A 15,573-nucleotide genomic window follows, 5' to 3' on the forward strand; every position below is an offset into this window, starting at 1 on the left:
TGGCCGGCAACACGGCACACGCCCGCAGATTCCAGCAGGTTGCCGGCCAGCGGTCGGCACTACCGAGTGCGTTGCATGACCATGGTCATGCGGCATTGGCCGGGGTGATTGGCTACCATTGTCACCCCGTCGCACGCGCGACGGCATCCAGCCACGCCGCGCCCGCGGCCCCGCCAGACACTCCCTCCCCGCTGCCCGTGGTGCCGTGAACGCGCCGACGGGCCCGCATGTCCCTGCGCGCGCAGGGCACAGGATGCCTCATGTCTGTCGCCGAAAATTCCCGCTTCCGCCGTGCCCGCTCGTTGCGGGTGGTGCTGGCCCTTGCCCTCTTCGGCCTTCTGGCGTGGTGGCTGTGGCCCCGGAACGGCGCCGGCAGCAGCGACGATGCGACGGGCAGGACGGTGCCGGTACGCGTGGCGCGCGCCAGTGCCGAGCCGCTGGTGCTGCGCCTGAAGGCTGTCGGTACGGTCACCCCGCTGCACAGCGTGGTGGTGCGCAGCCGCGTGGATGGCGAACTGCTGCGCCTGCACTTCCAGGAAGGGCAGCAGGTGAACGCCGGCGACCTGCTGGCGCAGATCGACCCACGCCCGTATGAGGTGAAGCTGGCACAGGCCCAGGGCACCCAGCAGCAGAACCTGGCCGAGCTGGAAAACGCCGAACGCCAGCTGCAGCGCTACCGCGAACTGCAGAAGCAGAACTACGTGTCCGGGCAGGAACTGAGCGACCAGCAGAGCAAGGTGCGCCAGCTGCAGGGCCGCCGGCTCAGCGACCAGGCGTCTGTTGATGAAGCACGCCTGCAGCTGCAGTACACCCGCATCACCGCGCCGGTCAGTGGCCGCGTCGGGCTGCGGCGGTTGGACGTGGGCAACCTGGTACGTACCAGCGATGCCGAAGGCCTGGTGACGCTGGCGCAGACCGCGCCGATCAGCGTGCTGTTCACCGTGCCCGAACCCGAGCTGCCTGCGCTGCTCGACGCCGTGCAGGCGCAACCGTCGCTGGCGGTGGAAACCTGGGACCGCGAAGAACGCCGGCAGCTGGCCCGCGGCTCCCTGTCCAGCCTGGACAACCGCATCGATACCACCACCGGCACACTGAAGCTGCGTGCGCACTTCGACAACCACGATCTGGCACTGTTCCCCAACCAGTTCGTCAACGTACGCCTGCAGCTGGGCGAGCAGCCGGCGCTGCTGATTCCCGATGCCGCCGTACAGTTCGGCAGCCAGGGCAACTACGTCCATGTCATCGGCAAGGACAACAAGGCGCAGCGGCGCGTCGTGGTGCTCGGCCCCGCCGATGACGGCCGCGTGGCCGTGCGTTCGGGCTTGGCCGCGGGCGACCAGGTGGTGATCGAAGGCATCGACGGACTGGAAGACGGCACGGCGGTGGAGATCATCGCCGGGGAGGCTGCGAGCAAGGCCGGCGCATGAACCTCTCGCGCCCGTTCATCCTCAGGCCCGTCGCCACCACGCTGCTGATGGTGGCGCTGCTGCTGTCCGGCGTGCTCGCCTATCGCCTGCTGCCGGTGGCCGCCCTGCCACAGGTCGACTACCCGATCATCCAGATCACCACGCTGTACCCCGGTGCCAGCCCGGAACTGACCACGCGCACGATCACTGCGCCGCTGGAGCGCCAGCTCGGGCAGATTCCCGGCCTGAAGCAGTTGTCGTCCACCAGTTCCGGCGGCGCGTCGGTGATCACCCTGCAGTTCGGACTGGACGTCCCGCTGGGCGTGGCCGAACAGGACGTGCAGGCTGCGATCAACGCCGCCGGTACCTTCCTGCCCGGCGACCTGCCGGTGCCGCCGGTCTACCGCAAGGTCAATCCGGCCGATACGCCGATCCTGACCCTGGCGGTGACCTCGCAGGGCCTGTCGCTGCCACAGGTGCATGACCTGGTGGATACGCGCATCGCGCAGCGCCTGGCGCAGCTGCCCGGCGTCGGCCTGGTCAGCCTGGCCGGTGGCCAGCGCCCTGCAGTGCGCATCCAGGTCAATCCCGCGGCACTGGCCGCCAACGGCCTGGGCATGGACCACATCCGCACCGCCATCGCCGCCGCCAACGTCAACCTGCCCAAAGGCAGTTTCGATGGCCCGATCCGCGCGGTGATGCTCGATGCCAACGACCAGATGCGCAGCGTGGATGAGTACCGTGCCCTGGTACTGGCCTGGCGCGATGGTGCGCCACTGCGGCTGGGTGACGTGGCCACCATCACCGATGGCGCGGAGAACCGCCAGCTGGCGGCCTGGAGCGGCACCACGCCGGCGGTGCTGGTGAACATCCAGCGCCAGCCCGGCGCGAATGTGATTGCCGTGGTCGAACAGGTTCGCGCGTTGCTGCCGCAGCTGCAGGCCACGCTACCCGCTGGCGTGCAGATGGCCGTGCTGAGCGACCGCACCGAATCGATCCGCGCGTCGGTGCGCGGCGTGCAGAAGGAACTGGTGCTGGCCATCGGCCTGGTGGTGCTGGTCACCTGGGTATTCCTGCGCAACCTGCCGGCCACACTCATTCCCAGCGTGGCGGTACCACTGTCGCTCATCGGCACCTTCGCGGTGATGCTGCTGGCCGGCTATTCGCTCAACAACCTGACGCTGATGGCGCTGACCATCGCCACCGGCTTCGTGGTGGACGATGCCATCGTGATGCTGGAGAACATTGCCCGCCATCTGGAAGAAGGTGAAAGCCCACGCGAGGCCGCACTGAAGGGTGCGGCCGAGATCGGCTTCACCCTGGTGTCGCTGACCGTTTCACTGATCGCGGTGCTGATCCCGCTGCTGTTCATGGCCGACCTGGTGGGCGCGCTGTTCCATGAGTTCGCGGTGACACTGGCGGTGGCCATCGGCATTTCGCTGCTGGTCTCGCTGACGCTGACGCCGATGCTGTGCGCGCGTTTCCTCAAGTCGCATGCAAAGGGGTCCGATCCCGCCAGGGCTCCGACCCCGAAACAGGATGTCTTCGACCGCATCATCGTCCTCTACGACCGCCAGCTGCGCTGGGTACTTCAGCGCCAGCCGCTGATGCTGCTGGCTACGGTCGCCACGCTGGCGCTCACGGTTGCGCTGTACTTCGCGGTGCCCAAGGGCTTCTTCCCGGTGCAGGATGCCGGCCTGGTCCAGGGCATCAGCGAAGCGCCCCAGGCCATCTCGTTCCAGGCCATGCGCGAGCGCCAGCAGGCGTTGGCCGCCGCCATCGAAGCGGACCCTGCCGTGGCCAGCGTCTCCTCCTACATCGGCGTGGACGGCAACAACGCCACGCTCAATACCGGCCGCCTGCTGATCGAGCTGAAGCCACACGGCGACCGGGATGGCGCGGCGGTGGTGATGGCACGCCTGCAGCAGCGCGTATCGAAGATTCCCGGCATCACCCTGTACCTGCAACCGGTACAGGAGCTGGGCATCGAAGACCGCATCAGCCGCACCCAGTACCAGTTCACCCTGACCACGCCGGATCTGGAAACACTGGAACGCTGGACCCCGGAACTGCTGCAGGCGCTGCGCCAGCAACCGGCGCTGCGCGATGTCGCCAGCGATCTGCAGATGCAGGGACGGCAGGCACGGGTGAACATCGACCGTGATGCCGCGGCGCGCCTGGGCGTAAGCATTGAAGCGGTAGCAGACGCGCTGTACGACGCCTACGGGCAGCGTCAGATCTCCACCATCTTCACCCAGGCCAGCCAGTACCGCGTGGTGCTGGAAGCCGACCCATCGCGGCAGCCGGGACCGGAAGCCATCAGTGGCCTGCGCGTGCGCAGCAGCGGCGGACAGACCGTGCCGCTGGGTGCGGTGGCACAGGTGGAACTGGGCCCGACCGCCCTGCTGCGCAACCATGTCGGCCAGTTCCCGGCTGCCACCCTGTCGTTCAATCTCGCACCGGACGCATCGCTGGGCGAGGCGATCGATGCCGTGCAGGCCGCACGCACGCAGATCAGCCTGCCCGGAAGCATCGAACTGCGCCTGCAGGGCGCCGCAGCAGCGTTCAGCAGTTCGCTGTCCTCCACGCTGTGGCTGATCCTGGCCGCGGTGGTGGTGATGTACATCGTGCTGGGTGTGCTCTACGAGAGCTTCATCCATCCGGTCACCATCCTGTCTACCCTGCCCTCGGCCACGGTGGGGGCGCTGGCGGCATTGTGGGTGAGCGGGCGCAGCCTGGACCTGATCGCGGTGATCGGCATCGTGCTGCTGATCGGCCTGGTGAAGAAGAACGCGATCATGATGATCGACTTCGCACTGGACGCGCAGCGCACGCGCGGCATGACCCCGCGCGAGGCGATCCACCAGGCCGCGCTGCTGCGCTTCCGGCCGATCCTGATGACCACGCTGGCCGCGCTGTTCGGTGCCGTGCCGCTGATGCTGGCCAGTGGTTCCGGTGCCGAACTGCGGCAACCGTTGGGCTGGGTGATGGTGGGCGGGTTGCTGGTCAGCCAGGTACTGACCCTGTTCACCACGCCGGTGATCTACCTCGCCTTCGACCGCTTGCAGCGCGGCCGCGCGGCAGCAACCACCGCCGCTGAAGAGGCCAGCGCGTGACCCCTGTGGAGCGCCTGGCACAGGCCTGCGTGCAGCGGCCGGTGGCCACGATCCTGTTGGCGGTCGCGCTGGTGCTGGCAGGCCTGCTGGCGCTGCGGCTGCTGCCCGTGGCACCGCTGCCACAGGTGGACTACCCGGCCATCGAAGTCAGTGCCAGCCTGCCCGGTGCTTCGCCCGAATCGATGGCGGCCACCGTCGCCACGCCGCTCGAACGTGCGCTCGGCAGCCTGCCCGGCATCTCGCGCATCGATTCGGCCAGCACCCAGGGCCAGACCTCGGTGGAGCTGAAGTTCGTGCTCGGCCGCGATGTCGACGAAGCCGCGCGCGAAGTGCAGGCCGCCATCAACCTCGCACGTGGGCAGCTGCCCAGTGGCATGCCCGGCATGCCGCAGTACCGCAAGGTCAATCCCTCACAGGCACCGATCCTGGCGCTGGCGCTGACCTCGGACACCTTGTCGCCCGGGCAGCTGTATGACCTGGCCTCCACCGTGCTGGCGCAGAAACTGTCGCAGGTACCGGGCGTGGGCGAAGTACAGGTCGGTGGCAGCGCGCTGCCGGCGGTGCGCGTGTCATTGGATCCAAACGCACTGAACCATGCTGGATTGGCACTGGAAGACGTGGCGCGGGCCATCGCACGCGCCAACGCAGTGCGCCCGCTGGGTGCGGTGGGCGATGAACGCCAGCAATGGCAGCTGGAAGCACCGCTGCAGCTGCGCCAGGCCACCCAGTACCGCGAACTGGCGTTGAAGGTGAGCGACGACCGCACGCTGCGGCTGGGCGATGTCGCCGCCGTCGCCGATGGCGTGGAGGACCGCTACGCCAGCGGCTTCCACAACGACCGCCCTGCCGTGCTGCTGATCGTCAGCCGCCAGCCCAATGCCAACATCATCGCCACCGTCGATGCCATCCAGGCGCAGCTGCCGCAGTTGCATGCACTGCTGCCTTCCAGCGTTGACATGCGCCTGGTGATGGACCGCTCGCCGGTGATCCGCGCCACGCTGCACGAAGCGGAGATGACGCTGGTACTGGCCATCGTGCTGGTGGTACTTGTGGTGCTGGGCTTCCTCGGCCACTGGCGTGCGGCGCTGGTGCCCAGCGTAGCGATACCAGTGGTGCTGTTCGGTACGCTGGCGCTGATCGCGCTGATGGGCTTCTCGCTCAACACGCTCTCGCTGATGGCACTGATCGTTGCCGCCGTGCTGGTGGTGGACGATGCGATCGTGGTGCTGGAGAACATCGCGCGCCACCGCGAACTGGGCGCCGACCGCTGGCAGGCGGCCGTGCGCGGTGCCTCGGAAGTGGGCGCGACGCTGATTTCGATGAACCTCGCCCTGGCGGTGGTGTTCGTCTCCATCCTGCTCCTGGATGACTTCGTCGAGCGCCTGTTCCGCGAGTTCTCGCTGACCCTGGTGACTGCGATGGCGGTATCGGTGCTGATCGCGCTGAGCCTGGTACCGATGCTGTGCGCGCGGTTGTTCGTCGATACCGCACAACAGCCTTCGCGCTGGCGGCGTGGTGGCAATGCACTGTTCGAACGCGTGCGCAGAGCTTACCTGCGCACCCTGCAGGCCAGCCTGCGCCGGTTGCGCTGGCCGTTGCTGGCCTTCGTTGCGGTCATCGCACTCAATGCCTGGCTGTTCCAGCAGGTACCCAAGGGCATCGTGCCCAAGCAGGACACCGCACAGCTGCGCGGTTTCGCCCGCGGCGACGATGGGCTCTCCTTCCAGGCCATGCAGCCGAAGATCGACGCGTACCGGAAACTGCTGCTGTCCGACCCGGCCATCGAGGACATCATCGGCTACATCGGCGGCAGCAACGGCGTGAACAACGCCTTCATCATGATCAAGATGAAGCCGCTGGCCGAGCGCAGGGTCTCCAGCCAGCAGGTGATCGACCGCCTGCGCGCGCGGCTGCCCAAGCTGCCCGGCGGCAATCTCTATCTGTGGGTGGACCAGGACATCCGCCTGGAAGGCGCCGGCAGCAGCGGCAAGTACGAATTCCAGCTGCTCTCGGCCGATACCGCGCCCCTGCGCGAATGGGCACCGAAGGTCGCCGCCGCACTGCGCGGCCTGCCCGAGCTGGTGGACGTGGAAGCACAGGGCGAAGCAGGCATGCGCCAGGTGGTGCTGGACATCGATCGCGAAGCGGCCGCGCGGCATGGCGTGGACCTGCGCACCGTCGCCAACATGCTCAACAACTCCTTCAGCCAGCGCCAGGTCGCCACCCTGTACGACAGCCTCAACCAGTACCGGGTGGTGATGGAGCTGGACCCGGAACACACCCAGGACCCGGGCACGCTGGCGCGGTTGCAGGTGATCGATGGCGATGGCCGGCGCATTCCGCTGTCGAGTATTGCCAGCTGGCGCTACGGCATGGCGCCGGACCGCGTGTACCACAGCGAACAGTTCGCCTCCATCTGGATAGAGTTCGCGCTGGCACCGGGGGTGGGCCTTGAGCAGGCCACGCGTGCCATCGACGACGCGATGGCGAAGCTGATGCTGCCACGTTCGGTGCAGGGCAAGCTGTCCGGCGAGGCCGGCGGCCTGGAGCAACTGCGTTCGCGCCAGCTGTGGCTGGTGCTGGGCGCCACGCTGGCGGTGTACCTGGTGCTGGGCATTCTCTACGAGAGCTTCCTGCAGCCGCTGGTGATCCTGTCGACGCTGCCGTCGGCGGGTGTTGGCGCGCTGCTGGCACTGTGGTTGTTCGGCAACGAACTGAACCTGATCGCCTTGCTCGGCCTGTTCCTGCTGGTGGGGGTGGTGATGAAGAACACCATCCTGCTGGTGGACTTCGCGCTGGCCGGTGAGCGGCGCGGCCTGACTGCGCAGGACGCCGTGATGGACGCGGCGCGGTTGCGCCTGCGGCCGATCCTGATGACCTCGCTGGCGGCGCTGCTGGGCACGTTGCCGCTGATGCTGGCCAACGGTGAGGGCTGGGAACTGCGGCAGCCGCTGGGCATCGCGATCGTGGGGGGGCTGCTGGTCAGCCAATGGCTGACGCTGTACACGACCCCGGCGATGTATCTGGCGTTGGCGAGGTTGCGCGCGAAAAAGGCCATGTAGCGTCGAGCCATGCTCGACTGCGCGTTGCAGGAATCCAACGCGCTTCGCGCGCAAGTCGAGCATGGCTCGACTCTGCAAAAACCGGCATCACCACCCCGGCGATGTACCTGGCGCTGTCGCACATACGCAGCGCCAGGCGCATCGCCGGTGCGGACGGATCGGCCTCCAACTCCGACCGACCCTGATCGCGGCCGCACCCCCGCAGGCGCTGGCCGCCATCCACACACGTGCCGCACTCAAGCGGCTTCCATCAGGCGGCTTCGGACACCTTCACTTCACGACGGGCGCGCACGGCCGCGGCCAGTCGCTCCAGCACCGTCACGGTGGTGTCCCAGTCGATGCAGCCGTCGGTGATGCTCTGGCCGTAGACCAGCGGCTGGCCTTCCACCAGTTCCTGGCGGCCGCCGACCAGATGGCTCTCGATCATCACACCGACGATGCGCTGTTCACCGTCTTCCAACTGAACGGCGATGTCCTCGATCACCTTCGGCTGGTTGTCCGGGTTCTTCAGGCTGTTGGCATGGCTGGCGTCGATCATCAGGCGGGTCGGCAGCTTGGCCTTGGCCAGCGCCTGGCAGGCCTCGGCAACGCTGCCCGCATCGTAGTTCGGCTGCTTGCCGCCGCGCAGGATCACATGGCAATCCGGGTTGCCGGTGGTCGACACGATGGCGGTGCCGCCCTGCTTGGTGACCGACAGGAAGTGATGCGGATTGGAGGCCGCACCCACCGCGTCGGCGGCGATCTTCACGTTGCCATCGGTGCCGTTCTTGAAGCCGACCGGGCACGACAGTCCCGAGGCCAGTTCGCGGTGCACCTGGCTTTCGGTGGTGCGCGCACCAATGGCGCCCCAGGCCACCAGATCGGCAATGTACTGCGGCGAGATCACGTCGAGGAACTCGACGCCGGCCGGCAGGCCCAGCTTGTTGATGTCGCGCAGCAGGCCACGGGCGATGCGCAGGCCCTTGTCGATCCTGAAACTGCCATCCAGGTCCGGATCGTTGATCAGGCCCTTCCAGCCCACCGTGGTACGCGGCTTCTCGAAGTACACGCGCATGACGATTTCCAGCTCGCCGGCCAGTGCGTCACGCAGCGGCTTCAGGCGCTGGGCGTACTCGATGGCGGCGTGCGGGTCGTGGATCGAGCACGGGCCGACCACCACCGCCAGGCGGTCGTCACGGCCATGCAGGATCTGGTGCAGGGCCGCGCGCGAGGCGCTGACGGTGTCGGAGGCTTCATCGTCACACGGCAGCATCGCCAGCAGCTGGGCAGGCGGTGTCAGCGGTTCGATGGTGCGGATACGCAGGTCGTCGGTGTGCGGGGGCATTGCGGGGGTTCTCCGGAACGTTGGGGGTCCCCAGCGTGGCGGCATGAAAAAAGCCGCCAGGTTCGCTGGCGGCTTTCGGGAATGCGTCTGAAGCTTTCTTCAGGGTGAGCGCAGTCCTTCCTCCGCCAGTGGCTTCGGAAAGTAATACCAGTAAAAGCTGGTGGGGGCCGCGTTCATGGGTTCTATTGATAGCACAGCTTCTGCGCAGTGCAAAATGTTTCATCCGCAACTGGGGGCGCGGTTCAGCGAGTCGCGCACCTGGGCCATCCATGCGGCGCCAGGCACGCGAAGTCGCTCATCTGCCATGCACTTCCACGTCCAGCAGCAGGCCTTCATGGATGTCGGCCCAGCGCTCCAGCACGCGCCCCAGTTCCTGCCGGGCCTCATCCAGCTGCTCGGGATTGAGCAGGGAACGGGCGGTGTAAAGGTCGGACACCAGCCGCCGCAGGAGCGGTTCCGGGATCGCCACCGACGGCCCTTCCACCTGCGGCAGCTGCAGCGCCGGGGTGTCGCCAAGCGGGCCGTACAGCGTTACCTGGAGCGTGCTCTGCATGATCGACTTCCGTGCGGATGGACAGGGGCAATGCACTGTTTACCGCGTCCGGGTGACAGGCGCATGTGCCATGCGCGTCCGGAGGCGCCGCTACAGGGCAGCCAGATCGGCCAGGTGCTGCCCCATCCCATCGTCCGCGCCGACGACATTGGTGGTGGCGAAGTAATGATGCCAACCGGTGGCGGCAATGCCTTCCACAAGGGCGTCGGCGTCCTCCTGGCTGGCGCACCTCCAGACAGCGTGGAACTGCTCGCTGCCGCCGTGCGCTGCATCCGCGGCCACGCGGCCCATCGCCACCGGCGTGATGCGGGCCGGATCGAACTGCTGCATGCCGGCACCGATGCGGGCGAAGAAAGCGGTGCGCTGGTCAGGCGGGAGCGCAGTCCAGGCAGGGGTGGCTGTGTAGAGTTCGATGAGGATGTGGGACATGGGGTTCTTCCTTGAGATGTCCGCCGGGCACGGCCCGGCGCTACCGGGGTTGGAGTGAGCGCAGTGCGCGCCTGCGGATGTAGGCGTTGGCGCTGCCGTCGTGTTCACGCTGCCAGCGCGCGCACAGATCGCGCAGCCAGCCCGGCTGGGTCTTGCCGGCATCGTTGAGCCAGTTGCCCACGGAGTCCTGCACGTAGCGCTGCGGGTCGTTGGCCAGTGCTTCAAGCAGCGGCGATGCAAGTTCCGGGTGCTGCTTGAACAGCGCGATATGGGTCGCCCAGACGCCGCGCGGGCGCAGCGCCTCGCAGGCGAAACGACGCAGATAGGGTGATGCGTGCTGCGTCCATGGCTGCAGGCACTCCAGCGCCTGCAACGGTGCAGCGACGATATCTGCACGCAGCGCGAGCCACGCCCACTCACGCACGCCGAAGTGCGGATCATCGGCCAGCGGACGCATCGCACGCAGCTTGGCCGGTAGCGTTGCGCTGGCATCGCTGCCAATCAGGTAGCAGGCCCAGCCACGCACGGTATCGGACGCATGATCCTGCCATTGCGCAGGATCGCCCTGCCCGCTTTCGCGCAGCAACCGGGCAGCCAGGGCCATGCGCTGGGTGATGCCCTTGCCTTCAGCATCGCGCATGCGGTGCAGCGCGTCATGTCCTAGTGCGGGTGCCACCGCCTGCAGCAGCGCAGCGAAATCTACCGCCAGGCATTCGGCCAGATGGCTGGCGGCGACGCTGCCGGTGTTGAGCGCATTCAATCGCTCAGCCGTCAGGGTCCCGCTCATGCCCCACGACCTGTATCGGTGTGCTGCCAGACCTTGTGCAGCAGCTGCGACAACTGCTGCTGTTCTTCCGCGTCCAATCCGCTGAACAAGCCGCCTATCCATTGCGTGTGCTGGTTGAACAGCGCCTCGGCCAGGCGTTTCCCCTGCGTGGTCAGAACGATCTGCAGGCGCCTGCCATCTTCGGCGTCACTGCGCCGCTGCAGCAGCCCTTCGCGCTGCAGGCCATCGATCAGGCCACTGATCGTGGCGCGGGTGACACCTGCGCGCTCGGCCAGTTCATGCGGTGGCAGCGTGCCACCGGCACCGTGCAGCAGGAAAAGCACGATGAATCGCCCTTCACTGAGCCCGTGCGGCGCCAGGCGTGTGGCGCAGTCGCGATCGATGGCCGATGACAGCGATAGCAGCTGGAAACACAGGCGCAGCTGCGCGACGCCGGTATGGCCGCGCCGTTGCGCTTCATCCAGAAGGGCACTGTGCTTGGCTTCCAGCATGGCTCCATCCAACATGATTAGGCGCCTAATCATATGCTAGCGCATAGGCGTTACGTCAATATCCCGGTGATATCAGGAAACCGGCCCCAGCAGCAGGCGTGCGATCAGTCCGCCGCCATCACGCTGCAGCAGCAGAAGCTCGCCACCATGCCGTCGTGCGACGTTGGCCGCCACCGCCAGGCCCAGGCCGGTCCCACCCGTGGCGCGGCTGCGCGAGCTCTCGCTGCGCTGGAAGGGTTGCAGCAGGCGTGCGCGGTCGTCCTCGGCGATGCCCGGGCCGCGGTCCATCACATCCAGCTGCATCCGATTGCCTGCCATGGCGGCGTGCAGGTCTACCGCACCGGCGTAGCGGTCTGCGTTGTCGATGAGGTTGTCGATCGCCCGCCGCAGCAGGAGCGCGTCACCCTGCCACGGCAGGGCATCCGGTCCCTCGATGGAGATTTCGATGCCGCGCAGCAGGGCACTGTGCACGCATTCCTCCAGCAACGCGGCCAGATCCAGCGGCCGCAACTGCAGTGGTTGCAGTTCGCCGCGTGCGTAATCGAGCACCTGCTCGATCATCGTATCCATGCGTTCGATGTCAGCCACCATCCGCGCGGCTTGTGCCGGCGGTGCGAACTCCGCACGCAGACGCAGGCCGGTCAACGGCGTGCGCAGGTCGTGCGCTACTGCGGCCAGCATGCGCGTCATGTCCTGGGCCTGTTCGCGCAGGCGCTCGCGCCCGGTGCTGATCGCTGCGGCCAGCATCTGTACTTCGCGTGGGCCGTCGTCCGGCAGTGGTGTGCCGTCCTGCAGTTCGACCTGTGCACTGGCCTCGGCCAGCCGCCGCAGCGGCCGTCCCAGGCGGACCGATGCCCAGGCGGCAAGGGGTGCCAACAGCACGGTCCCCGCTACCAGCGCCAGCACGACCTGCCGGCGCCACGCCGCCAGATCGCTGTGGTCGCTGCCGACCACCTGCCATCGGCCATCGGCTTGGCGCACCGCCAGTTCAAAGGGTGACCACTGCATCTTGGTCAGCACTGACACCTGCGCCTGCAACGCGTCCGTCCGTGCATTTCCATCGAGCTCCATGCCGCCTTCGATGACCTTCACATCAGGCGCCTTGCCGCGGCCACTCCAGACTAACCGCACGTGTTCCAGCGGCAGGCCCATCTGCGATGCAACCAGGTGGGTGAGCCAGCCATTGCTGCTGCCCTGCGGCGGCGACGCACGGGTTTCGAGATGCAGCCCCAGCGGCATGGCGGGCCGTTCGCCACGAACGACCTGCATGGCCTGGTCCAGCCGCATGGGGGGCGGTGCGGGTCGTGGCATCCAGCCCACCACCGCGACGCTGACCAGCGTGGCCAGCAGCAGGCTGGCCAGGGCCACCATCGCGATCCAGCGTGCAGTGGACCAACGAGCCCTCACAGCACATGTACCTCGGCGCCGAAGCGATAGCCTTCGCCGCGCAGCGTCTGCACAAGCGCTTCCGCGCCGGGAGCCGCCTGGCCCAGCTTGCGGCGCAGCCGGCTGATCGCCAGATCGACGGCGCGGTCGACGCTGTCGCTGTCTTCGCCATGGGTCAACTGCAGCAGCTGCTCCCGTCCCAGCACGCGTCCGGGGCGCTCGGCCAACGCCAGCATCAGGGCGAACTCCCCCCGGCTGAGCGCGAGTTCACGGCCATCGGGTGTGAACAGGCGGCGCTGATCGGGTAGCAATCGCCAGCCGGCAAACCGCAGCTCGCTGGCAACCTGGGCGCGCAGCTTGTCCTGCCGGCGCAGCAGGGCACGCACCCGCGCCAGCAGTTCGCGTGGATCGAAGGGCTTGGCCAGATAGTCGTCCGCTCCCATTTCCAGGCCGATCACGCGGTCCGGTGTGGCCCCCATCGCCGACAGCATCAGGATCGGGATGGCCCGCGCCTGCAGCCGGCGGCACACCGACAGGCCGTCCTCGCCGGGCATCATTCAGTCCAGGATGATGGCGTCCGGACGCTCGTTCAGCAGCAGGAGATCCAGGCCTGCAGCGTCGGCTGCTACGCGCACCTGGTAGCCATGCAGCAGCAGGCAGTCGGCGATGGCGTCACGGATGCTGGCATCGTCATCGACAACGATGACCCGGGCAGGAGTGTTCATGCGGCCAGTATCCCGCAGGCGTGTATCAGGACGGTATCAATGCCGATATTCCCGGGATACGCCGATGCGCGCCAATAGGCCTCCACTTCTACTCCGGAGATCCAACGTGCGCCTGTCCGTTCTGCCCCTGCTTGCCGCTGCATTCCCCGCGCTGGCCGCCGCCCCGCCTGTACACGTGCTGCCGATGTGGATGCAGGGCAACCATCCGGCAGTGGCCGTCTCACTGAACGGAAGCGCCGAACCGCTGCGCTTCGTGGTCGACAGCGCGGCTGGGGTCACCCTCGTCGACGGTCGGGTAGCCCGCCGCCACGGGCTGGAGGATCCCCGGTCCGCCACCACGCATGCGCAGGGGGCCAACGCCCAGAGCGCGCCACTGCAGCGCATGCACACGACCTCCTGGCGGATTGGCGGATGGCAGCTGCGCGTCAGCGGTGTGCAGGCCGACCTTTCCAATCTGCAGAAGGACGATGACCCCGCCGTCGACGGCCTGATCGGCAACGACCTGACCGGCCGTTGGGATACCCGCTGGGACTTCAGCCGTGGTGAGCTGGCGCTGTGGAAGCCCGGGCAGCTTGGCGTCGATGGTCGCCAGTGCCAGGCCAATGCACTGCCTGATCGGCGCGACGGCCTGGAACACTTCGCCTTCATTACCGTGAAACTGGGTGAGGCGGGAGTGGAAGCCATCGCGGTGGTCGACACCGGTGCCGCGCAGACCGTGCTCAATGCCGAAGCCGCCCGCGCACTGGGCCTGCGCATCGACGGCAGCGATGAGCGCCTGCGGGTCCGCGAGAAAGGCACGCAGGGACTTGGGGGCCAGCCGCAGGCGACGTGGTTGTACACCCTGTCCGGCATGTCCGGCACCGGTTGGCAGCACCCGGCGATGGAGGTCAGGATCAGCGAACTGTCGGTGTTCAGGTCCATCGGGCTGGAGGCTCGCCCCGCACTGATCCTCGGCGCCGACGCCATGGTCGCCAGCCAGGTGGACATCAGCGCCGGCGCCGCCCGGATCTGCCTGCGCCAGCCGGCGGTGACGTGACCCCGGCGTGCCATGACGCGGACCGCGGGCTGGCGTAGCATCGCGCCACGTCCCGCCAGGAGGTCCACGCATGCGCCGTGCTGCCCTGTTGTTGCTGACGCTGTTCCCGCTGGCCGTGCTGGCCGCACCACCCCCGGTACCCTCGCCGGCCCGCATCGATGCCGAAGTGCAGCGGCTGATGCGGGCCGCACAGGCGCGTGGCCTGGCGCTGGCGGTGATCGATGGCGGCAAGGTGGTGCACGTGGCTGCCTACGGCGAACGCAACGCCGCAGGCGAGCCGCTGCGCACCGATACGGTGATGTATGCCGCCTCGCTGACCAAGATGGCATTCGGCCATCTGGTCGCGCAGCTGGCGCAGGACCGCAGGATCGATCTGGATGCCAGCATCGCCACAGCGCTCGACAAGCCGCTGCCGGACTATCCGCCCGAAACGAAGAAGTACGCCGACTACAGCGTGCTGGCCGATGATGCACGCTGGCGCCAGCTCACCCCTCGCCTGCTGCTCAACCACGCCAGTGGCTTTGCCAACTTCGGGTTCCTCGAACCGGACGGCCGGCTGAAGTTCCACTTCGATCCGGGCAGCCGCTACGGATATTCCGGCGAAGGGTTGATCCTGCTGCAGTTCGTGATCGAGCGCGGGCGGCTGGGCGAGGATGTGGGCACGTTGATGCAGCAGCGGGTGTTCGACCGCTTCGGCATGACCCGCACCAGCATGATGTGGCGCGAGGACTTCGCCACCAACCTGGCAGACGGCTGGACCGTGGAGGGCACCGCCGAGCCGCACGATGAGCGCAGCCGCGTGCGTGCGGCCGGTTCGATGGATACCACCATCGCCGACATGGCCCGTTTCGCCGCTGGCTACGTGCGCGGCGATGGACTGTCAGCGGCGATGCGCAGGGAGCTGGTGCGGCCACAGCTGCCGATCACCACCGCCAGCCAGTTCCCCACCCTGCAACCGGAGCTGCCGAAGGCGCAGCAGCGCAAGGACCTGGCGGCGGGCCTGGGCGTGGTGACGTTCCGTGGCCCGCAAGGCGCGGGCTTCTACAAGGGCGGCCACGATGATGCGGTGGGCAACACGCTGGTGTGCGTAGAGCGGCAGCAGCGCTGCGTGGTGATCCTGGGCAACGATGTGCGCGCCGAAGCGACCTTCCCGGCGCTGGTGGCCTTCGTGCTGGGCGACACCGGCGTGCCCTGGCGGTGGGAATACGGCGCAGGAAAGGTGTTCGTGAAGTAGATCCATGCCATGCGTGGATGGCTT

Annotated in this window: 11 protein-coding genes and 1 pseudogene; 5 read left to right on the forward strand and 7 right to left on the reverse strand. The window is 67.7% G+C overall.

The window, feature by feature from the left end; all coding sequences use genetic code 11:
- The first annotated feature begins 260 nt into the window (after positions 1-260).
- From QP552_RS18625 to QP552_RS18635, 3 genes are read left to right on the forward strand one after another with little or no spacing between them, the layout of a single operon-like run.
- The gene (locus QP552_RS18625; protein WP_286074325.1) at positions 261-1,427 is read left to right on the forward strand and encodes an MdtA/MuxA family multidrug efflux RND transporter periplasmic adaptor subunit; all 1,167 of its coding nucleotides are present in this window, start codon (positions 261-263) and stop codon (positions 1,425-1,427) included.
- Complete coding sequence (locus QP552_RS18630; protein ID WP_286074327.1) at positions 1,424-4,522, forward strand: multidrug efflux RND transporter permease subunit; 3,099 nt, start codon at positions 1,424-1,426, stop codon at positions 4,520-4,522. The genes QP552_RS18625 and QP552_RS18630 overlap by 4 nt, the downstream gene beginning before the upstream one ends.
- Positions 4,519-7,584, forward strand: a complete 3,066-nt coding sequence (locus QP552_RS18635; protein WP_286074328.1) for an efflux RND transporter permease subunit — start codon at positions 4,519-4,521, stop codon at positions 7,582-7,584. The genes QP552_RS18630 and QP552_RS18635 overlap by 4 nt, the downstream gene beginning before the upstream one ends.
- A gap of 250 nt (positions 7,585-7,834) precedes the next feature.
- Here QP552_RS18635 and QP552_RS18640 read toward each other — a convergent pair whose 3' ends face one another.
- The 7 genes and pseudogenes from QP552_RS18640 to QP552_RS18670 form a co-directional block, all read right to left on the reverse strand.
- A complete protein-coding gene (locus QP552_RS18640; protein WP_053509967.1) occupies positions 7,835-8,908 on the reverse strand; it encodes a 3-deoxy-7-phosphoheptulonate synthase in 1,074 nt (357 codons plus the stop codon).
- A 295-nt stretch (positions 8,909-9,203) separates the two neighbouring features.
- A complete protein-coding gene (locus QP552_RS18645) occupies positions 9,204-9,461 on the reverse strand; it encodes a hypothetical protein (protein ID WP_049426991.1) in 258 nt (85 codons plus the stop codon).
- Positions 9,462-9,551: 90 nt separating this feature from the next.
- Positions 9,552-9,890, reverse strand: coding sequence for a DUF6616 family protein (locus QP552_RS18650; RefSeq protein WP_286074329.1), 339 nt, complete (start codon positions 9,888-9,890; stop codon positions 9,552-9,554).
- A 40-nt stretch (positions 9,891-9,930) separates the two neighbouring features.
- Complete coding sequence (locus QP552_RS18655; protein ID WP_286074330.1) at positions 9,931-10,677, reverse strand: DNA alkylation repair protein; 747 nt, start codon at positions 10,675-10,677, stop codon at positions 9,931-9,933.
- Positions 10,674-11,168, reverse strand: a complete 495-nt coding sequence (locus QP552_RS18660) for a MarR family transcriptional regulator (protein WP_106548917.1) — start codon at positions 11,166-11,168, stop codon at positions 10,674-10,676. The genes QP552_RS18655 and QP552_RS18660 overlap by 4 nt, the downstream gene beginning before the upstream one ends.
- Before the next feature lie 72 nt (positions 11,169-11,240).
- Positions 11,241-12,539 carry a HAMP domain-containing sensor histidine kinase gene (locus tag QP552_RS18665; RefSeq protein ID WP_111113009.1) on the reverse strand — a complete coding sequence of 433 codons (1,299 nt, stop codon included), beginning with the start codon at positions 12,537-12,539 and terminating at the stop codon, positions 11,241-11,243.
- Between the two features lie 32 nt (positions 12,540-12,571).
- A pseudogene (locus QP552_RS18670) lies at positions 12,572-13,279 on the reverse strand (response regulator transcription factor).
- A gap of 106 nt (positions 13,280-13,385) precedes the next feature.
- Between QP552_RS18670 and QP552_RS18675 the strand changes: the two are divergent.
- Together QP552_RS18675 and QP552_RS18680 are read left to right on the forward strand one after the other, a co-directional pair.
- The gene (locus tag QP552_RS18675) at positions 13,386-14,315 is read left to right on the forward strand and encodes an aspartyl protease family protein (protein WP_286074331.1); all 930 of its coding nucleotides are present in this window, start codon (positions 13,386-13,388) and stop codon (positions 14,313-14,315) included.
- A 70-nt stretch (positions 14,316-14,385) separates the two neighbouring features.
- Positions 14,386-15,549: a serine hydrolase domain-containing protein gene (locus QP552_RS18680; protein ID WP_286074332.1), complete on the forward strand. Its 1,164-nt coding sequence runs from the start codon at positions 14,386-14,388 to the stop codon at positions 15,547-15,549.
- Positions 15,550-15,573: the final 24 nt, after the last annotated feature.

It is taken from the genome of Stenotrophomonas sp. 59, assembly GCF_030291095.1.
In the GTDB taxonomy this organism is placed as follows: Bacteria; Pseudomonadota; Gammaproteobacteria; order Xanthomonadales; family Xanthomonadaceae; genus Stenotrophomonas; species Stenotrophomonas maltophilia_Q.